This is a genomic window from Endozoicomonas sp. ONNA1 (assembly GCF_024606325.1).
GTDB lineage: Bacteria > Pseudomonadota > Gammaproteobacteria > Pseudomonadales > Endozoicomonadaceae > Endozoicomonas_A.
The window spans coordinates 1-18,727 of the sequence record NZ_JAHHPN010000357.1 but is presented as its reverse complement, the minus strand read 5'-3'; the positions used below and the strand labels follow the sequence as shown (position 1 = coordinate 18,727).

The 18,727-nt window shown below is 49.0% G+C and carries 19 protein-coding genes; 8 read left to right on the top strand and 11 right to left on the bottom strand.

Annotation, left to right across the window (positions count from 1 at the left end; genetic code table 11):
* The first annotated feature begins 109 nt into the window (after positions 1–109).
* Genes tatA through tatC form a run of 3 tightly spaced genes read left to right on the top strand, consistent with a single transcriptional unit; the run spans position 110 to position 1,417 of the window.
* Positions 110–331, top strand: a complete 222-nt coding sequence (tatA, locus tag KDK19_RS24340) for a twin-arginine translocase TatA/TatE family subunit (RefSeq protein WP_368736450.1) — start codon at positions 110–112, stop codon at positions 329–331.
* A gap of 11 nt (positions 332–342) precedes the next feature.
* Positions 343–636 (top strand): Sec-independent protein translocase protein TatB, encoded by a 294-nt coding sequence (gene tatB / locus KDK19_RS08195; protein ID WP_257275062.1) that lies wholly within the window; start codon positions 343–345, stop codon positions 634–636.
* A 34-nt stretch (positions 637–670) separates the two neighbouring features.
* Positions 671–1,417 (top strand): twin-arginine translocase subunit TatC, encoded by a 747-nt coding sequence (gene tatC, locus KDK19_RS08190; protein ID WP_257281578.1) that lies wholly within the window; start codon positions 671–673, stop codon positions 1,415–1,417.
* A gap of 520 nt (positions 1,418–1,937) precedes the next feature.
* On the opposite strand, the gene KDK19_RS08185 is transcribed toward tatC, so the two are convergent.
* From KDK19_RS08185 to rpsF, 5 genes are all read right to left on the bottom strand, one after another.
* The gene (locus KDK19_RS08185) at positions 1,938–3,983 is read right to left on the bottom strand and encodes a PhoX family phosphatase (RefSeq protein ID WP_257291709.1); all 2,046 of its coding nucleotides are present in this window, start codon (positions 3,981–3,983) and stop codon (positions 1,938–1,940) included.
* Positions 3,984–4,210: 227 nt separating this feature from the next.
* Positions 4,211–4,657 carry a 50S ribosomal protein L9 gene (gene rplI / locus KDK19_RS08180; RefSeq protein WP_257274636.1) on the bottom strand — a complete coding sequence of 149 codons (447 nt, stop codon included), beginning with the start codon at positions 4,655–4,657 and terminating at the stop codon, positions 4,211–4,213.
* Positions 4,658–4,688: 31 nt separating this feature from the next.
* Positions 4,689–5,561 (bottom strand): hypothetical protein, encoded by an 873-nt coding sequence (locus KDK19_RS08175; RefSeq protein WP_257274637.1) that lies wholly within the window; start codon positions 5,559–5,561, stop codon positions 4,689–4,691.
* Positions 5,562–5,597: 36 nt separating this feature from the next.
* On the bottom strand, positions 5,598–5,822 hold the full coding sequence (gene rpsR, locus KDK19_RS08170; RefSeq protein WP_034835335.1) for a 30S ribosomal protein S18: 225 nt from the start codon (positions 5,820–5,822) through the stop codon (positions 5,598–5,600).
* Between the two features lie 96 nt (positions 5,823–5,918).
* Positions 5,919–6,332, bottom strand: a complete 414-nt coding sequence (gene rpsF, locus KDK19_RS08165; RefSeq protein ID WP_257281575.1) for a 30S ribosomal protein S6 — start codon at positions 6,330–6,332, stop codon at positions 5,919–5,921.
* A 321-nt stretch (positions 6,333–6,653) separates the two neighbouring features.
* Between rpsF and KDK19_RS08160 the strand changes: the two genes are divergently transcribed.
* Genes KDK19_RS08160 through KDK19_RS08150 form a run of 3 tightly spaced genes read left to right on the top strand, consistent with a single transcriptional unit; the run spans position 6,654 to position 11,672 of the window.
* Positions 6,654–8,387 (top strand): autotransporter assembly complex family protein, encoded by a 1,734-nt coding sequence (locus tag KDK19_RS08160; protein WP_257281574.1) that lies wholly within the window; start codon positions 6,654–6,656, stop codon positions 8,385–8,387.
* Complete coding sequence (locus KDK19_RS08155; RefSeq protein ID WP_257291708.1) at positions 8,384–9,079, top strand: hypothetical protein; 696 nt, start codon at positions 8,384–8,386, stop codon at positions 9,077–9,079. The genes KDK19_RS08160 and KDK19_RS08155 overlap by 4 nt, the downstream gene beginning before the upstream one ends.
* Positions 9,080–9,125: 46 nt before the next feature.
* Positions 9,126–11,672, top strand: coding sequence for a translocation/assembly module TamB domain-containing protein (locus KDK19_RS08150; protein ID WP_257291707.1), 2,547 nt, complete (start codon positions 9,126–9,128; stop codon positions 11,670–11,672).
* On the opposite strand, the gene KDK19_RS08145 is transcribed toward KDK19_RS08150, so the two are convergent.
* Together KDK19_RS08145 and KDK19_RS08140 are read right to left on the bottom strand one after the other, a co-directional pair.
* The gene (locus KDK19_RS08145) at positions 11,673–11,966 is read right to left on the bottom strand and encodes a HigA family addiction module antitoxin (RefSeq protein WP_257287452.1); all 294 of its coding nucleotides are present in this window, start codon (positions 11,964–11,966) and stop codon (positions 11,673–11,675) included.
* Between the two features lie 65 nt (positions 11,967–12,031).
* Entirely contained in the window at positions 12,032–12,976 is a 945-nt protein-coding gene (locus KDK19_RS08140) for a D-2-hydroxyacid dehydrogenase (RefSeq protein ID WP_257274892.1), read from the bottom strand.
* 92 nt (positions 12,977–13,068) lie between these two features.
* Here KDK19_RS08140 and KDK19_RS08135 point away from each other — a divergent pair, with 92 nt between their 5' ends.
* Positions 13,069–13,311, top strand: a complete 243-nt coding sequence (locus tag KDK19_RS08135) for a DUF2789 domain-containing protein (protein ID WP_257281572.1) — start codon at positions 13,069–13,071, stop codon at positions 13,309–13,311.
* A 13-nt stretch (positions 13,312–13,324) separates the two neighbouring features.
* Here the strand turns inward: KDK19_RS08135 and rlmB are convergent, their stop codons facing one another.
* Complete coding sequence (gene rlmB, locus KDK19_RS08130; protein WP_257281571.1) at positions 13,325–14,062, bottom strand: 23S rRNA (guanosine(2251)-2'-O)-methyltransferase RlmB; 738 nt, start codon at positions 14,060–14,062, stop codon at positions 13,325–13,327.
* Between the two features lie 127 nt (positions 14,063–14,189).
* Positions 14,190–14,552: a GFA family protein gene (locus KDK19_RS08125; RefSeq protein ID WP_257281570.1), complete on the bottom strand. Its 363-nt coding sequence runs from the start codon at positions 14,550–14,552 to the stop codon at positions 14,190–14,192.
* Between the two features lie 191 nt (positions 14,553–14,743).
* Between KDK19_RS08125 and KDK19_RS08120 the strand changes: the two genes are divergently transcribed.
* Positions 14,744–15,178: a CCDC90 family protein gene (locus KDK19_RS08120; RefSeq protein WP_257274897.1), complete on the top strand. Its 435-nt coding sequence runs from the start codon at positions 14,744–14,746 to the stop codon at positions 15,176–15,178.
* Positions 15,179–15,254: 76 nt separating this feature from the next.
* Here KDK19_RS08120 and KDK19_RS08115 read toward each other — a convergent pair whose 3' ends face one another.
* Together KDK19_RS08115 and rnr are read right to left on the bottom strand one after the other, a co-directional pair.
* Positions 15,255–15,893 (bottom strand): hemolysin III family protein, encoded by a 639-nt coding sequence (locus KDK19_RS08115; protein ID WP_257274898.1) that lies wholly within the window; start codon positions 15,891–15,893, stop codon positions 15,255–15,257.
* A 169-nt stretch (positions 15,894–16,062) separates the two neighbouring features.
* Positions 16,063–18,612, bottom strand: a complete 2,550-nt coding sequence (rnr, locus tag KDK19_RS08110) for a ribonuclease R (protein WP_257281569.1) — start codon at positions 18,610–18,612, stop codon at positions 16,063–16,065.
* Between the last annotated feature and the right edge of the window lie 115 nt (positions 18,613–18,727).

Genomic DNA, 18,727 nt, shown 5'->3' with positions numbered 1-18,727 from the left:
CTCTAACGCATCCAGATTATTCTTCACGGCAGGGGGGGGGTTGTCATAATTTTTCCATAATCAAACGCTATAGTGATCACTTTCAAAGAATCATAAAGGAAGAATCACTATGGGCCTTGGCGGTATCAGTATCTGGCAACTGTTAATCGTACTGTTGATTGTTGTCATGCTGTTTGGCACCAAACGACTTAAAGGTCTTGGCAGCGACCTGGGTGGAGCTATCAAGGGTTTCAGGAAGAGCATCAGCGATGACTCCGGTTCTTCAGAAAACCTTGCGACCAATAACCAGGACAATGACAAGAACAGGGAACTGAGTCATAACAAAGCCTGAGGACTGTCAGCGTGTTTGATATTGGCTTTGCCGAACTGCTGGTTATCTCGGTACTCGGTCTGGTGATTCTGGGGCCCGAGCGCTTACCTCACGCAATAAAAACCGGCCTGCAGTGGATCAACTACCTGCGTAGCAGCGCCAGCAATATAAAAGAAACGGTTAACAGAGAGCTAAAGGTCGATGAGATCAAACAGGATCTTCAGCTGGACGAGCTGAATCAACAGGTTCGATCTCTGAAACAAGAAGCAACCGTAGCCACTGAAAATCCCTCCAAACCATCCGATTCCAACATAAAGGCGGCCTGAGTGCTGCCTTTATTGGATGCCTGCCGAGACATTTATGAAGACTGAAACCCCGACGGTTCAATCAGAACAACCCCTGATTCAGCATCTACTTGAGTTACGAACTCGCGTACTGAAAAGCATGGTGGTCACCCTGCTGTTCTTTGCCGTACTGTTTTACTTTTCCAATGACATTTATGAGCTGGTGTCTGAACCCCTGCGCTTGTTGATGCCAGAAGGCACCAGCATGATAGCCACCGATGTTACCTCCCCTTTCTTTGCTCCATTTAAACTCAGCCTGGTACTTTCCCTATTTCTGGCCATTCCCTTTATTCTTCATCAGGTCTGGGGATTTATTGCTCCCGGCCTGTACAAGAATGAAAAGCATCTGGCCATCCCATTGCTCATAACCAGCGTCATACTCTTTTATGCCGGTGTCACCTTTGCCTATTTTGTGGTGTTTCCATTGATCTTTGGTTTCTTCACCACGACCGGACCTGAAACGGTCACCATGATGACTGACATCAGGAGCTATCTGAACTTTATTCTTAAACTGTTTTTTGCCTTTGGGCTGGCCTTCGAAATCCCTGTCGCAACACTGTTACTGATCTGGTCTGGCATTAGCACCGTTGAATCCCTGTCCAGGAAACGTCCTTACATCGTAGTAGGCTGTTTTGTGATCGGTATGCTTCTGACACCACCCGACGTGATATCCCAGAGCCTGCTGGCTGGACCTATGTGGCTGTTGTTTGAGCTTGGACTTTTGTTTGCCCGGATGACGCCTTTTATGAAAAAGTCTTCTTGAGAATGAAGAAACCCGCGTCAAGGTCCGTATGTATCGGGAAAGCCTGGCAAGATTTAAAGCGAGTAGCAGGCCATTTTCGGCCTGCAAAAAACCATAGACTCAAGCAACCAAAAAACCCACATAACTACTGTTTTTATTAGAAAAAAAATAAAAAAAGAAATAAAACCGACATTTAGCCGGAAGCTAAATAGGCAATTAGACGCTTTATAAACCGTCAAATAGACGCTAGAGTAATAGACAATTAGCCGAAACTTGAAACACCTTCTGATGCCATACTTCCCACGCTACTTACAACCAAAAATAGAAGAGGCCTTGCAGGATACCCCTGTAGTTTGCCTGCTCGGGGCTTGTCAGGTGGGCAAACCTTGATTCCGGCAGCCTCAAATACACGTAGTTAAGAGAAACATTTCGCGTCACCATCAGTGATGGAAAACGACATAGCAAAATATTTTTCACAACAAAAAAGCCGATGAGCATTCCACTCATCGGCTTTGTTATATTGGCAGTCAGGTGACGGTTATTAAACCCCCACTTCACCACCACCGTCTTTCATAATCACCACCGTGGAAGAGCGCGCCCTGTTTGCACCGCTTGCATCGGTTGCGTCGATTGTCCCAGCGGCAGGCCAATTCGATGGATGCTGCATATTCAGGAAGAAGCTCTGGTGATCTGGTGTGAATGCCAGACCGGTCACTTCACAACCATTTGGCCCCACAAAGAAGCGCTTCAGCTGGTCCTGGTTGTCGGCGTTAACGGCCAGCATGTCTTCAGTGCTGTTCAGTTCAGATGGAATAATGGCCAGCATCTGATCATTGGTATTGTCATTAGCGCCACCATCCGTTTGAATCCAAAGCAGACCACGATCATCAAATGCCAGACCGTCCGGGCTGCCAAATTCATTGGCTTCATTCAGACCGGACAGGTTCACCAGAGCACTTTCAGAGGCAAAAGAGCCGAACAGGAAGAACTCCCAGGTAAACTGACTTGGATCGGCCCCTTCATTCCAGCGAATAATATGACCATACTCATTATCTTCTCGGGGGTTGGCCACATTGGTATCGGTATCGGAATCACCGTCCTCATTATCACGATCAGTGTTGTTGGTCAGCGTCACATAAACAGAGCCGGTCTCAGGATCTACCGCGGTCCATTCAGGACGGTCCATTGGGGTAGCACCTACCAGATCAGCAGCGCCTGGCGTATTCAGGATAATCTCAGCCTGGGTTGCGAATCCTGAGATATTACCTAACCTTCCACCATCTTTGGTGGTTGCATCAGGAGTCAGAGGTAACCATTCACCCTTACCCTCCTCATCAAAGCGAGCGGCATACAGAGTACCTTCATCCATGTACTTGGCACCGGTGGCGAGACGATCTTCAGTGTTGGCGTCTGCCGGGTTCCAGAGTTCTTTGGAAACAAACTTGTAGATGTATTCAAACCGGCTGTCATGGCCAGAATAAAAAACAACGGGCTGACCTTCTTCCAACTTGCCAAACGAACAATCTTCGTGGCGGAAGCGACCCAGAGCCGTTCGCTTGATGGCTTTAGCCTGAGGATTATAGGGATCGATTTCTACAATGTATCCGTGGCCATTAGCTTCGTTACGGAAGTCCTCAGTCACATCTCCAGAGCCCGGCGTTACATCAAAACGGGCAAACTCGCCGGTTTCTTCTTCGTCAGAAGATATAACAGTATCCCAATCATAACGGGTGCCCCTGGAACTGATCCCCAAGCGTATTTGTTCTTCAGTCCAGTTAGACGGGTCATCGCTACGGGTAAAATAGCCGGGCCAGTTTTCTTCACAGGTCAAATAAGTCCCCCAGGGCGTGTGACCATTACCACAGTTATTGTTGGTACCCCGGGCGAGGGCTTTATTCCCTTTCTCCTCGGTGTATTTGGTAATCAGCAAATCGCTGTCAGCCACCGGTCCGGTCAGATACATTTCAGTGCCTGCGGTGTAACGCTTGTTGTAGTCGCTGTTTTTCACGACATCCCAGACACCATCAGTCAGTTTGATGTGAACCACTGAAACACCGTGGGCGTTGATTTCTTTGCGAACTTCTTCAGCAGGACGCTGACCATTGAATTGGGTAGCCCCTGAGGGATGCAGTCTCGTCTGATCGATAAACTCATGGTTTATACACAGCAGGCCTTCAGTGCTGCTGCCCTCAAGCGGGAAGAAGTGCATACCGTCATGCATCATGCCGGTAGCATTCGCCTGATCGGTAGAACTGTTTGTACCATCTTCTTTCCAATCTTCCGCCAGATCATTCAGCGGCGTTCCCCATGGCGCCAGAACCTGAGCGGAGTAGCCAGCAGGTACAGAGACAGCATCGGTTTTGGAGCCGGAAATAGAGTCAAAGCCGAGGGAGAGATCTGATGAAACAACATCATCGGAGTCATCGTTACAGCCGGTTAAACCAAAACTGGCCAGCGCAGTAAATGCTGCCAGCGCACCGCCACGTTTTAAAACACCCCGACGAGTTAATTCTTTTTCCAGCACTGCCGAGATTGGTCGATTATCACTGGAGTTGTATACCGTTGGATCAAAAGTATGTTTGCTCATGTCATCTCTACTCGTTCAAGCCAGCTTTATTTTTTGTTTAATATCCTCTAAAGCAGGCTCATTAAACGACACAAGCATTACAGTAAAATGTATGCAATATTACAGAATTAAAATAATCCTCTGACTTAAATGATGGCGCTGGAAGACTCGAGACAAAAAGTACATAAAAAAATACCCGTGGGATGAAACCCGCGGGTATTTTTTATCAGGCGTCGCTAAAGCCAAACTTATTCAGCTTCAACGAATACCTTGATGGTCGCTGCAACGTCGGTGTGCAACTGGATGGCGATGTCGTATTCACCAGTAGCGCGGATAGGACCTTCGCCCATGCGAATTTCGCTCTTGGCTACTGCAACGCCAGCGCCAGTAATGGCTTCAGCCAGATCACGTGAACCGATAGAACCGAACAGTTTGCCTTCGTCGCCCGCTTTGGCGGTCAGGGTCAGTTCGATTTCAGCCATTTCAGCTGCACGCTTTTCAGCAGCAGCCAGCTTTTCGTTAGCAGCCTTTTCCAGCTCGGCACGACGAGCTTCAAAAGCTTCAACATTTTCCTTAGTAGCAGGCACAGCCTTGCTGAAAGGAATCAGAAAGTTACGACCGTAACCGGCTTTAACGGTTACCTTGTCGCCCAGGTTGCCAAGGTTGGCAACTCTCTCAAGCAGGATAACGTCCATCGCTAGCCTCTTACCTTATACCTAGTGCCTGTCAGCCCTGAATCTGCTGATTCACGCGGTTGCGAAAATCAAACAGACTGTCAAGACAAGCAGTCAAAACAATAACCGGGTATGCCAGTTGCGTAAGGGTGATCAACAGCATATATAAGCCAATCAACCAGAAGCTGCCCCGTTGGCGCAGTTTTACCAGCCCGTGGACCAGTGCCAAACCTGCGATAAACAGTGGCAACGATGCGATGGGTACCAGGGCAGTCAACATGGGTGACAATGCCGACCCCATCAAAGTTATGATCAGAAGACCTACCCCAACAGCTGCGGGCAACCGCACCTTGCGGAATTCTTCACCGAATCCACCAGGGTTGAACAGATCGGCCTGCCAGGAACGCGCCAGCATCAGAGCCAGGACACAAAACAGTATGTGCACCCAGGCCAGAGCACCCGCGACGCCGTATTCCAGAATCTGTCTCAGATGATCACCCAGTTGCAGAGTCTCTTCGCTGCCACTGCTCTGGAGACTCTTTTTCAAAAACTCCATCACAGTGTCAGTCATGGCACTGATCATCTGGGGTGATATCTGGTACATGGCAAAAGCCACGAGGCCTCCCAGCGGCACAACGGCCAGCAAGGTTTTCGGCCATGAGACAGTCTGGCGCAGGACACAAGCCAGCAACGACGTGGTTACCAGCCCAATCAATACGCTGTACTGACCAAAGGCGGCCCAGGCTATTCCGGGCAACAGAGCCCATATCAGGACTTTCAGCCCGTGGTCAATGCCGCGACGCAGTACCACCAGGGATACAATGGCCGCACTTAACCAGAAAAGCATGGGAATACAGGCAAATATGACCGCCAGAAACAATGAATGTTTCGGGCTTTTCATTACCAGTTCCGCCAGTTTACGCATCAAGCAATACCTTCAGTTCCAGAGTTTGCCGACTGATCAGTGACGATCAGTGTATGGCAGCAGTGCGATGTAACGCGCACGCTTGATAGCTGTCGCCAGCTGACGCTGATAACGGGCTTTGGTACCGGTGATACGGCTTGGTACGATCTTGCCAGTTTCAGAAACATAAGCTTTCAGGGTGTTCAGATCTTTGTAATCGATCTCTTTCACGCCTTCAGCGGTGAAACGGCAGAACTTTCTGCGGCGGAAAAAACGTGCCATTGCAACGTCTCCTTGAATTCAACAAATGGTGATGTTCTTAATCCTGCCAGCCTTGGACTGAAACAGCCTTGAGCCAGAGACAGTATTAAGGACGACTTACTCAGCAGCGGCTTCTTCAGTAGCAGCTTCTGGCGCTTCAGCAGCTTCTTCGCGACGCTCTTCACGACGATCGTCACGGCGCTCACGCTTCTCTTCAGCCTGCATCATGATGGATGGCTCGGAAACAGCCTCATCACGACGGATCACCATGTTACGGATAACTGCGTCGTTATAACGGAAGTTATCTGTAAGTTCGTCCAGGATCTCGTTGCTACACTCGATGTTCATCAGAACGTAGTGAGCCTTGTGGATCTTGTTGATTGGGTAAGCCAGCTGACGACGACCCCAGTCTTCAAGACGGTGTACCTGACCGCCGTTTTCGCTGATAGCACGTGTGTAACGCTCTATCATGCCTGGTACTTGCTCGCTCTGGTCAGGATGCACCAGAAAAACAATCTCGTAATGACGCATTATTTGCTCCTTACGGGTTAAACAGCCTCCCACACTTCAAATGAAACATACGTTCCATTCTCAGAGCAGTAAGGCAAGGAGATGGGCTTGAAATGACAACCACCTGAAAGATGCCTGCACACCACGCCCAGCATACAAAGAGCGGAGGATTTTAGAGAAGTGTGACCATGGTTGCAAGAATTATAAACCGATGGCAGTCTGCGTTATAACGCTGGAGAGTCCGAGAATCTGAAGCCCGATGCTGCTTTTTATTGAGATAGATCGACAGACCTTCTACGATATCTTTCAATCCTGCCACTTTCTCTCAACAAATGGTCGCCAGTGGGTAAGCTGAATAAATTTCTATTAATTATCGCACTTTTGCTTTCAACCCTTTCTTCTGTTTGTCAGGCTCAATCCCATCTTACCTATGAGGTCAAGGGTCTGAAAGACGGGCAGAAGCGAAACGCCGAACGCTTTCTGCAAACCCTGCCTGCCATTGAGCCCCAGCAGTTGCCCCGCTACCAAAGCAGTATTGTTGAGGCAGTACAGAAATCTCTGCAAGCGCTGGGCTATTTCCAACCAACCATTTCCATGAAGATGGATGACAAGGATAGAGACCAGCTGAACATTCATGTTGATCCGGGACAACCCGTACTGATCCGCACCATTAACATTGAGCTGAAAGGAGATGCCCGAAAAAACCGGTCGTTCAAGAGAATCCTCAAACGTTCACCGCTCAAAAAAGGCGCTGTATTTAATAGCGGAGAATATGAAGAGCTTAAGACGACGCTCAGCACCCAGGCCCAGTCCCTCGGTTTTTTTGATGCTCAGATGCAAACCCATACAGTCAAAGTTTACCCGCAGGAGAATGCGGCTGATGTTGAACTGATTTTCGACTCTGGCAAGCGCTACAGGTTTGGGGACGTTGTTTATGGTGAAATCCCTGAAAACACCCGAACCCTGATCCAGAAAATGCTGACCTTCAAGCCCGGCTCACGCTATCAGTCCATCAAGCTGGGCAACCTGAACAAAGAGCTGGCCTCAACAGGCTATTTCCAGCAAATCGACATCCGTCCCATGCGGGATAAAACCGTAGACTACCATGTTCCCATTTATATCGGTGTCAGTCCCAAGAAGTATCATGAAATAGAAACCGGTGTCGGTTATTCCACCGATGAGGGGCCCAGACTTTCTCTGACCTGGGATATCCCTATGATTAATGACAAGGGACACAGCCTGACCAATGAAGCTCTGATCTCAGCCCCGAGGGCCGAACTGACTTCCAGCTATATAATCCCCTACGGTAATCCATTAACTGAATTCTATGAACTTCAGGTGGGTTATCAATATAAAAAACAGGAAGACACTGTCAGTAACCTTGGATCGACGTCTATCCATAAATGGAAAAAAAATCCACAGGGCTGGGACCGCGATCTGTTTTTAAGGATTCAGTACGAAAGCTACAAACAGGGCCTTCAGCATGGCGAAAGCTTTCTGGTCATCCCGGGCATTTCCATGACCCGACGCCATGCCAGAGGTGGCAAGCTCGACCCTCGAAGCGGTTACCTGATCATGTCCACGGCAGAATTCTCAGATAAATACCTGGGCTCTGATCAGAACTTTGTGAAGTTCTGGGGTCGCACCAAAGGCTTGACGACGCTGGCAGACAAACACCGATTTATTGGCAGAGTGGAACAAGGTGCTATCTGGATAAACGACGTAAGAAAAATACCTCCTTCCATCCGTTTCTTTACCGGAGGTGATCAGACGGTCAGAGGCTACGACTATGAAAGTATTTCCCCCAAGGACGCCGACGGAAAGCTGACAGGTGCCCAATATATGACGGCGCTCAGCATGGAATACAACTATCAATTTCTGGAACACTGGCGAGCCGCTGTTTTTGTTGACCATGGAACAGCCACCAATGACTACAGGGACGACTGGAAAACCGGTGCCGGCTTTGGTATTCGCTGGATAACCCCTCTGGGCGCTCTGAGATTTGACGTCGCTTTCGCTGTCAGTGAACCTGATACGCCCTATAAACTGCACTTTACAATGGGGCCGGAAATATGAAGACGGCTCTGGCTATCTTAACCTCTCTCGTCACGCTCCTCTGCCTGGTGCTGTTTTTGCTGCTTACTCATACCGGTAACCTCTGGCTATGGAAACTGGCTCGCGCCCAATTACCTGAACTTCAGGGTGAACTGATCAAGGGATCGACAACCAATGGCCTTGTCTTCCAGAATCCAGGCTGGGTCGATCAGGATACGATATTCAAAGCAAACCGGCTCACTCTGCACTGGCAACCGGGAATGCTGTTCGGAGGAATTCTGGACATTGATGAACTGGAACTGAAAAATCTGGTCATTAAACTGCCATCGCCTGATAAAGAACAAGCCCCTTCCAACGAAAAGCTGGTATTACCGGAGATAGAGTTCCCTCTGCCAATCACTCTTAAGAAACTGACTCTGGACAGAGGCACTTATGAACAGGGTGAGATTAAAGAAGAAGTGACTAACCTCCTTCTCTCTGCTGATGCCCGACAATCCCAAATCACTATTCATGAGTTCAAGGTTGAACACGCTTTGGGGAAAGCCAGTCTGCAAGGAAAAATAACACTGAGCGGCGATTATCCACTGTCAGCAACCTTAGATATTCAGCCCCCCCCCCCTGGATGGCAGGCTCCAGCCAAAAAATCTGAAGGCGACTCTTCAAGGCTCTCTGACCGATTACCAGCTAGCTGCCAATGCCACAGCCATTGCTAATGTCTTATCCACTCCTGAGACCCAAAAAGAAACCCGGATAAAGGCCTTGCTCAAGGCTCGGGGCAGTCTCGAACATATTGCGATCGAAAACCTGAACCTCTCAACACCTGAAGGTGATGCAGATCTTTCTGGTCAGCTTAGCTGGACAAAAGGTATTGCATGGAGCGGGAAGGTGAACCTCAATAGTCTGAACACAGCCAACTTTTTGCCCGGGTATCCGGGGAGGCTCGACGGTGTATTGGCAAGCCGTTTTAATCTGGACGGTAAGGCATGGCATCTGGTGATTTCTGAAATGCATATCACTGGCAAACTCAGGGAATGGCCCGTCTCAGTCTCCGGCACACTGGACATCAATCATCTTTATAACTGGAAGTTAGACCACTTCAATGCCAATTTCGGTGAAAATCAGTTAAGCGCCCATGGTCTTATTGATAAACAGTGGGATATAGAAGCGAAACTCAATGCTTCAAAGCTGGCAGAACTTTACCCCGGCCTTGACGGTGAAGTGAAAGGTTTCATCGATGTATCCGGAAGCAAACAGCAACCCAGACTGACCTTTCAACTTGATAGCTCCTCTGTCCGTTATCTGGACACGGCGATTAATGGCCTTTTGGCAAAAGGTCATATTGAAAAGAAAGAACACATTCTGGGGCAGGCTCGTATCAACATAGAGGCCCTGAAACAGGGCCCCCATACACTAAACCAGATATTGCTTGAGGCCAGAGGCAATGAAAAGCAGCACCAGGTCCGGCTCTCAACTCAAGGTAAAGCACTCAAGAGCATCATCACCCTGGCTGGTAGCTACCACAACGAACAATGGCAGGGACAGCTGACCCGCAGTGACTTGAACACAGAATTCGGAGACTGGTCACTGAAAAAGCCTGTTGATATTTCAGCCTCGGCAGCGAGTGCTTCATTTTCTGAATTCTGTCTGGAGTCATCCTCTTCCAGTCTCTGTACTCAATCCAGCCATCTGGGCAAGGACTCAGGACATCTCTCCTTTCACATTGAGCAACTGGCACCTGAAAGATTCAAGGCCTTTTTCCCCAACGAGTTTGACTGGCAGGCACTTATAAACTCTAGGGGCGAGGTAAGCTGGAAGGATAATCAGCCGACATTGTCGTTAACGCTTTCTTCAAGCCCCGGAACACTTCAGGCTTATAATCTGTCCGGCGATTACCGCCAGCTCAACATGGAAGCCCGAATCGCCAACAACCAGCTTCAAAGCTCTTTTAACTTCCTCTCCGATAAACTGGGGCGCGGCCGTCTGACCCTGACCGTCGATGACCTGCAAAACCAGAGAACCCTGAGCGGTCAGCTGAATATTGATCATTTATTGCTGGAAATATTTGCACCTTTCTTACCTGAAGTCAGTGATCTGAAAGGTACTTTTTCTGCCCGGGGGCGAATGGAAGGCTCTCTTGCCAAACCGCTCTTTTACGGTCGCCTGGCCATTGAAAATGGCTATGCCAATACCACGCGAGATATTGTCAGCGTTTCTGCACTTAATACTTACCTCAATGTGGCCGGTGATTCAGGCACAGTAGAAGGCAAAATGCAGGTGGGTAAGGGCTCACTGGATCTGGGAGGGCAACTGAGCTGGAAGGATCTCCGACAGCCAAGCGGTAACATTACGCTGGAGGGACAAGACCTGGATGTTAATTACCCCGGTATTGGCGAGATCAAGCTTTCACCCAACCTGAAGCTGACACTGTCTGAAGAGGTGACACTGACAGGTATCATCCGAATTCCGTGGAGTCGCATTACCATCAACAGACTTCCTGAGAGTGCTGTTTCGGTGTCAGACGATGTCGTGATCGTTCAGGAAGGGCAGACTTCAGAGCTCCGGGAGCAGGCTCTAAAGCTGTTTTCGATGAAGCTACGGGTAGTACTCGGAGACGAAGTCCGGCTCAATGCTTTTGGTTTCAAAGCCAGACTCACGGGGCATCTGGATCTTTTGCAGCTGCCTGACAAACCCCTTGAAGGAAACGGCACTATTCAACTAGAGGGTCGCTACCACCAGCTGGGCCAGGATTTACTGATCAAGGACGGAAAAATCATTTTTCAGGGGCCTGTCGACTCTCCCTATCTATTGGTCAATGCCGTTCGAAACCCGGAAACCATTGAAGATAATGTGGAGGTTGGCATCAAAGTCAGTGGCCCTGTCAATAAACCTGAGTGGACGGTTTATTCCAGCCCGGAAATGCCACAACAGGAACAACTTTCCTACCTGCTGCGAGGCAGAGGTCTGGAAGGCGATGACGGTTCCGGAGCGGAGGCGATGCTGGTGGGTATCGGTGTTTCCCAGTTTGGTGGTATCGCTATCTCCATTGGTGAAAGCTTTGGTTTCAGCGACGTCTCGCTGGATACAGCAGGCAGTGGCGAAGACACCCAGATCACCATTGGTGGCTACATAGCTCCCGGTTTGCGCCTGCAGTACGGTGCAGGTGTTTTTAACTCAGTGAGCGAAGTGAAGGTTCGCTATGAACTCATGCCCAGACTCTATCTGCAAGTTGTCAGTGGTCTGGCTCAGGCTGTGGATATTTTTTATCGCTTTACCTACACTCCTGATTCTGAAGGAGGGGCTCAGTAGTCACGCTAAAGAAAACTTGAAAGGCTTCAGTGTGTTGAGCGACACCGACTGCTCTGACTGCCAGACGTCATAATTATTCTGCATGATGAGCCAGCTTTCCGCAGTTCTGCCAAGAACCTTGGAAAATCTTCTGGCCATCTCGGTAGACACAGCGCTTTTTCCCTGCAAAATTCTGTTCAAAGTAGAGGGTGAGACCTCTAAGGCCTCAGATAGCTGCCTGCAGCTTACTTTAGCTGGTTCCATGTAGGTTTGCTTAATAAACTCTCCGGGATGGAGTGGGTCGTGCATTCTCATCGATGATAATCCTCATAGTTCAGTATTTCAGGAGTTTGCATTCCTAAACTTATGAAAGCCGACTCCTATCCCTGAAAAAAACGTGCATAATGCTGCGCCGCAAGATTGACCAGACGCTGTCTCGACTCGAGACTTCCCCAGGCACAATGGGGAGTGACGATCAAATTTGGCAGAGACTTATTGAGCAGGATATTCCCGTTTCCGGGAGGCTCTTCTGACAACACATCAAACCCGGCACCTCCCAGTCGCCCTGCCTCCAGCGCCGAGACCAAAGCACTCTCGTCTACCAGCCCACCTCTGGCGGTGTTGATCAGAATGGCCCCTGGCTTCATCAGCGAAAGTCTTTTCTGATCCAGAAGGTTGGCCGTACTTTCACTCAACGGACAATGCAAACTGACGACATCTGACTGTTTCAACCCTTCATCTAATTCTATCCGGTCTATAGAGGTTGTCGGTGAGCCAGGTACTCTAGCCTTCAATACATTCATTCCGAATGCTCCTGCCAGTCTGGCAGTCGCCTTGCCCAAGTCACCATAACCGACAATGAGCAGGTTTTTACCTCCCAGCTCCATGATCGGATGATTAAGCAGACAGAATCTGTCGCTTTCTGCCCAGGTGCCGTTCACAGCATCTCGTGAGTAAGCGGGAACAGAGCCCGCCAGAGACAAGATTAAAGTCATGGCATGCTGAGCAACAGACGCAGTGCTGTAACGCTCTACATTCTGGACTTTAATACCGCGCAGATCGCACGCAGCAAGATCAATATTATTCGTTCCTGTTGCCAGTACTCCGATATACCGGAGGTTGGGCAGCGAAGAAAGCGTCGACTCATCAATCACCACTTTATTGGTGACAATCGCGACCGCATCACGACAACGTTCAATCACATCTTCTGGTTCACTCTGATCGTATATCACCAACGGTACCGGAAGCTGATGAAACGCCTCCAGAGACACGCCGTCACCCAGAGTAGCCCGATCCAATAAAACGACATTCTTTTTTGTAGTCACATTTTTTACCTTTGGAATCCGGTTTTATCTTTTCAAAAGACAGTGGCCTGCTATCCTGACGTTACGAAAACAGATTCCATCAGGAGGTCTCAATGGAACCTGCCCATCACACCATGAACGATCTGTTTGATCAGCTTGGACTGCCCAGCAGTGATCAAGAAATCAATGCCTTCATCGAAGAGCATAAAAAAATGCCCCACCGGGTAAAAATTGAGCATGCCGACTTCTTTTCAGATAGTCAGCAGGCTTTTATTCAACAGGCATACAATGAAGACGCTGACTGGGTTGTGTTGATTGAACATCTCGACGCCCTGTTGAGAGAAAAACCATCCTGAGAATTTCGGATTGCTATAACTGTCTTTGGCGAACCGCCTCAAACAAGCAGACACCTGTCGCTACAGAAACATTTAAACTGCTGACTGACCCTGACATGGGGATAAAGATTAATGAATCGCACTTGTCACGGGTCAGTCTTCTCATGCCCTTACCTTCAGCGCCCATCACCAGAGCCAGGGGACCCTTGAGGTCTGTTTTGTAAATATCAGAAGCACTTTCACCCGCGGTTCCAATCATCCAAATGCCACGATCTTTCAGCCATTCCATGGTTCTGGAAAGATTGGTTACCTGTACCAATGGAACATTCTCTGCAGCACCACTGGCCACTTTTCGAGCTGTCGCATTCAGGCTGGCCGATTTGTCTTTGGGCGTAATCAGGGCATGGACCCCTGCAGCATCTGCGGTTCTTAGACAGGCACCCAGATTATGAGGATCGGTCACACCATCCAGTATTAATAGAAAAGGCGGCTCATCCAGTGTATTCAGAAGATCTTCCAAATCACCTTCCCGGTAGACTTTCGCCTGCGCAACACGGGCCACTATGCCCTGGTGCACCCCTTCAACTTTCGAATCCAGTCGGCTGCGTTCGACAAAACGCACCGTCACTCCCTGGTTGCGGGCTTCCTCCACCAGCGCATTAATGCGCTTGTCAGTGCGACCTTTCTGGATCATCAGTTCCAGAACTTTTTCCGGAGAATGCTCAAACAGGCTTTGCACAGCGTGCAGGCCAAAAACGACATCATCACTCATTACGGGAATTCGTATACAGGGTTGGAATTAGGAATGAACGCATATTAGCAGAGCCAAAGGTTCAAGTGGAATGTTGATCTACTCATCAGAGGCTTCAATGAGCCGTTAATGATTGAAGTCTTATCAATCATTCAGAGTCGATGCGCAGACAGTTTTCGGTATATATATGGCTGTATTTGAATGAACTCATGTCGATATTCAAACAGGCAGGGCGCAATCGAACCGACTCCGGCTGTGCCACCCGATAAGCGTAAAGATGAGAACCACATTGGCCACAGAAAACTCTTTTCTTTCCTGTTGAAGATTCGTACTCCTTCAGCAGTTCCTGTCCTGTCTGCAGCTCGAAATCAGCACTGTCGATTGTCACTCCCATGGCAAAAGCTGAAGAATGAGCTTTTCTGCACGTCAGACAATGACAGCATTCAATCTCGACAAACTCGGATTTTACCCGATAGGAAACCTGCCCACATAAACACTGACCGAAATACATAGACGTTCTCGCTCTACAGAAACATTATTAGGCTCTATTGTGCAGAGCAAATGAAAGATCGACAACTGTCGACTGCGCCCGACAAGGCGCATCATCCCAATACTGGAAATGAGAGTCTGCGCTCTATTCCTGCCAGGTGGTCATAGTGTCATCCCTGATCTATGCTGTGATTCTGAATTTTTGGGGTTGTTATGGAAAAGTCGTTATTTTCAGAATTAAAGCGTATTGGCATTGATGAAGAACTGGCCAGCAAAGTCAGTGCTTCCCTTGATCCTGAGTACAATGCCAGTAAGAAAGATGTGCTGGTAATGCAAGAAGCCATCATGCAGGTGCAACTGCAAAGTGAGCGCAGCTATCAGGCACTCAGTTCAGAAATAAGCAGCCTGCGTTCTGAAGTGCATAAAGAGATAGCCGGTGTCCGCGCTGAAATCACGGATGTCCGCACTGAAATCACTGATTTCCGCGCTCAAATTACTGATGTCCGCACTGAAATCACTGATGTCCGCACTGAAATCGCCGATGTGCGTTTCGAGATGGGCTCCATCAACCGGCAATACATCATTACCTTCCTCGGTTTGATTACCACCATTGTCAGCGTCTTTGCCATCAACTGGTACTTCCATTAACACAAAAGTTGGTTAGCCCGCCTATTTCACCAACGCGAGCACAGACAATAGAACTAACTTGTAGCTTGACCAAGAACTAACTGACGGGAAGCACGTGAAAAAAAACAGCAAAGAAATGACAGAAGCTACCGCCCAGGACAAACACATGCCAGATAGCATGGTTAAAGGGCAGCTTTTTCCACAGGTAAAAAACAGCCCCGAGGGTATAAGAGAGGCCTCCCGCTACCAGCCAATAGACGCCCTCCAGCGATATCTTGCTGGCTAATTCTTTTGACGCAAAAAGAACCAGCCAGCCCATCAAAATATAAGTGGCTACTGAAAGTTTTTTAAAGCGTGGACCAAACCAGACTTTGAAAACAATGCCCGCAATAGCCAGCAGCCAGACAGTAGCAAACATGATCCAGCCCAAAGTATCCCTCATACTGACCAGTAAGAATGGGGTATAAGTTCCAGCGATCAGGAGATAGATGGAACAATGATCCAGCAGTTTGAAGACCTTCTTGGTCTTCTCATGCTGGATGCTGTGATAGAGCGTGGAAGAGAGAAAGAGCAGTATCAGCGTTGCCCCGTAGATACTGAAACTGGCGATGCGCCAGACATCATGCTGCTCGGCTGCATAAGCTACTAAAAGGGTCAAACCAGCAACACTGAGCAAGGCGCCCAGACCGTGGGTGATACTGTTTGCAATCTCTTCAGCCAGGCTATATCTGGCCATGAGGTTGTTTCCTGTGTCGGTGTTTCGTGACATCTTAACACTCGAAGCGGACTATCGAGCCCGGATAATACTCAAGATTCCGATTAATGCCAGAGCAGATGACAAAGAAAGATCAATTGACTGATCAAAAAATCAGAAAGCAAAGGAGTGCCGCCTAACCACTTTCAAATCACTTAGCTTTTCTCTTTCCCGGCTGCCTGCCAGCAGGTTTTGCTGAAGGCTTTTTATCGGCTACTGGCTTCTTACCTGCTGACGGCTTCCTATCGGCTGACGGCTTCCCGGCTTTCTTGCCAGTGTTTTTAGCCCCGGCTTTTTGCTTGCGGTTGGGCTTTCGCTTCTTACCTGTCGTCTTCTTGCCTGACTCTTCAGACTTTGCCGCATCCAAGAGAGCTTTTTTTGCCGCCCGACTCTTGGCCACATTGGCTAATGGCTTACCACCTTTTGAGGGGCTTTTTCGGGGTTTACGAGAACGAGAGGGTCTCAGTCCAGCGCCTGTGGATAATTCGAAATCAATTTTCTGGTCATCCAGATTGACGCTGGCAACCATGACTTCGATATCATCACCTAGCCGATAACCTCTACCGGTTCTTTCACCCACCATGCGATGGTGAACGGAATCATAGTGGTAATAATCACCTGGAAGGCTGGTAACGTGTAGCAACCCCTCTACATAAATATCATCCAGGGCGACAAACAGGCCAAAGCCGGTCACAGACGAAATGACACCGGAATACGTTTGTCCGATATGTTGCTGCATATACTCACACTTCAGCCAATCCATAGCATCCCGCGTGGCTTCGTCTGCCCTGCGTTCGGTCGCAGAACAATGCTCGCCCATAGCCAGAACTTCATTGCCATCATAGGGATAAATAGTCTTTTTGTTCATCTCACTGGCGCCCACACGAACAACGTGACGGGTTTCAACGGAAGAACGAATAATATGACGAATAGCCCTGTGCACCAGCAGGTCGGGATAGCGACGAATCGGCGAAGTGAAGTGCGCGTATTCGTCAAAGGCCAACCCGAAGTGCCCCTGATTATCCGAGGTGTAGACTGCCTGACTCATGGAGCGCAGAACGACAGTCTGGATCACATTGTAATCAGGACGGTCTTTGACCGATGCCAACAGAGCCTGAAAGTGAGCAGGCTTCAGTTTACCCGCTGGCAGCGATAATCCGAGACTGGCAATAAAGCTGTTCAGGTTGAGCCGCTTCTCCATAGTGGGCCCTTCGTGCACGCGATAGAGCCCGGGAACCTTATGCTTCTGAAGAAATCTGGCAGCACAGACATTGGCGCAAAGCATACATTCCTCAATCAGCTTGTGCGCATCATTGCGGACAGCAGGAACAATTTTTTCGATTTTTCGGTTACGGCCGAAGACGATCTGTGTTTCCACCGTTTCAAAATCAATGGTGCCACGTTCAGAACGAGTACTTTTCAGAACCTTGAACAGGTTGTAAAGCTCTTCAACATGAGGAAGCACCGTTTTTCGTTCGCGACGCAGAGCTTTACCGTCATCACTAAGCGGCTTTGAGAGCATTTCCCAGACCTGGTTGTAGGTCAGACGGGCATGGGAGCGGATCAGGCCCTCATAGAACTTGTAACCGGATATTTTACCTTTGCCGCTGATGGTCATTTCGCACACCATGGCCAGACGATCCACTTCAGGATTCAGAGAGCAGAGTCCGTTAGACAGTACTTCCGGCAACATAGGAATAACATGCCCCGGGAAGTACACAGAAGTGCCCCGGTTATAGGCTTCCTTATCCAGAGCTGTTCCGGGCTTTACGTAATGAGACACATCCGCAATGGCTACTAATAAACGCCAGCCACCACTTTTTTTGGTGTCACAGTAGACCGCATCATCAAAGTCTCGGGCATCTTCACCATCAATGGTAACGAAAGGCGTTTCTCTGAGGTCCACACGGTGCTTTTTGTCCCGCTTAGCCACTTCCGGCTTGAAACGGGCCACCTGCTCTTCCACTTCAGGAGGCCACTCATGAGGAATGTCATGGGTCCGTAATGCGACGTCCACTTCCATTCCGGCATCTTGCCGCTCGCCCAATACTTCTTTGATCAGGCCCACTGGCTGAACACGGCGGCCCGGCTGCTCAAGAATTTCAACCAGAACATATTGCCCATGGCTGGGCATCAAAGGACCGGGCTTAATATGAATTTCGCGATCAATTCTGGAGTTTTCCGGTACCACAAAAACATTGTCGTTTTCCATGTAAAAGCGCCCTACCAACTGAGTGGTATTACGCTCTATGACTTCAACAATCTGACCTTCACGTCGTCCTTTACGATCAACACCGGTTTCGCGAATAACCGCACGATCACCATCAAAAGCCTTGCGCATTTCACGCCATGAGAGGTAATAGTCTTCCCCACCCTCATCAGGAATAAGGAAACCATAGCCGTCCTTATTACCCTGAATACGCCCTTTGACCAGATCCATTTTACTGAGCAAGCCATAGGTTCCCTTGCGGGTTTCCAACAGCTGACCATCACGAATCATGGCTTTTAGGCGGAATAAAAGAGCTTCCTGCTGCTCTGGCACAGTTACACCCAACTCACGGCACAATACTTTATGGTTCGCCGGAGCCCCTCTTTTTTCCAGAGTCTCCATAATAAACAGACGACTGGGAATGGGGTTGTCGTAGCGGGCTGCTTCATCGGCAGCCTGGGAGTCCAGTTCTTTCCACCCTTTTTTGGGCATAGAGTTTATCAACCTCTCGGTGATCAAATAATGTCTGTATGCAGTGTAACCCTACTCCGGGTAACTAGCAGCCTGTCGGACTTAAGGCTGTCCTACTGCGGTTGCAATAAATTGG

Coding starts and splice junctions, on each gene's coding strand:
- tatA (WP_368736450.1), top strand. CDS start 110: ATGGGCCTTGGCGGTATCAGTATCTGGCAACTGTTAATCGTACTGTTG.
- KDK19_RS08145 (WP_257287452.1), bottom strand. CDS start 11,966: ATGAGAATGCACGACCCACTCCATCCCGGAGAGTTTATTAAGCAAACC.
- KDK19_RS08120 (WP_257274897.1), top strand. CDS start 14,744: ATGGAAAAGTCGTTATTTTCAGAATTAAAGCGTATTGGCATTGATGAA.
- rpsF (WP_257281575.1), bottom strand. CDS start 6,332: ATGCGTCATTACGAGATTGTTTTTCTGGTGCATCCTGACCAGAGCGAG.
- rplI (WP_257274636.1), bottom strand. CDS start 4,657: ATGGACGTTATCCTGCTTGAGAGAGTTGCCAACCTTGGCAACCTGGGC.
- tatC (WP_257281578.1), top strand. CDS start 671: ATGAAGACTGAAACCCCGACGGTTCAATCAGAACAACCCCTGATTCAG.
- rpsR (WP_034835335.1), bottom strand. CDS start 5,822: ATGGCACGTTTTTTCCGCCGCAGAAAGTTCTGCCGTTTCACCGCTGAA.
- KDK19_RS08155 (WP_257291708.1), top strand. CDS start 8,384: ATGAAGACGGCTCTGGCTATCTTAACCTCTCTCGTCACGCTCCTCTGC.
- rlmB (WP_257281571.1), bottom strand. CDS start 14,062: ATGAGTGATGATGTCGTTTTTGGCCTGCACGCTGTGCAAAGCCTGTTT.
- KDK19_RS08175 (WP_257274637.1), bottom strand. CDS start 5,561: ATGCGTAAACTGGCGGAACTGGTAATGAAAAGCCCGAAACATTCATTG.
- KDK19_RS08115 (WP_257274898.1), bottom strand. CDS start 15,893: ATGGCCAGATATAGCCTGGCTGAAGAGATTGCAAACAGTATCACCCAC.
- KDK19_RS08125 (WP_257281570.1), bottom strand. CDS start 14,552: ATGTATTTCGGTCAGTGTTTATGTGGGCAGGTTTCCTATCGGGTAAAA.
- KDK19_RS08185 (WP_257291709.1), bottom strand. CDS start 3,983: ATGAGCAAACATACTTTTGATCCAACGGTATACAACTCCAGTGATAAT.
- rnr (WP_257281569.1), bottom strand. CDS start 18,612: ATGCCCAAAAAAGGGTGGAAAGAACTGGACTCCCAGGCTGCCGATGAA.
- KDK19_RS08135 (WP_257281572.1), top strand. CDS start 13,069: ATGGAACCTGCCCATCACACCATGAACGATCTGTTTGATCAGCTTGGA.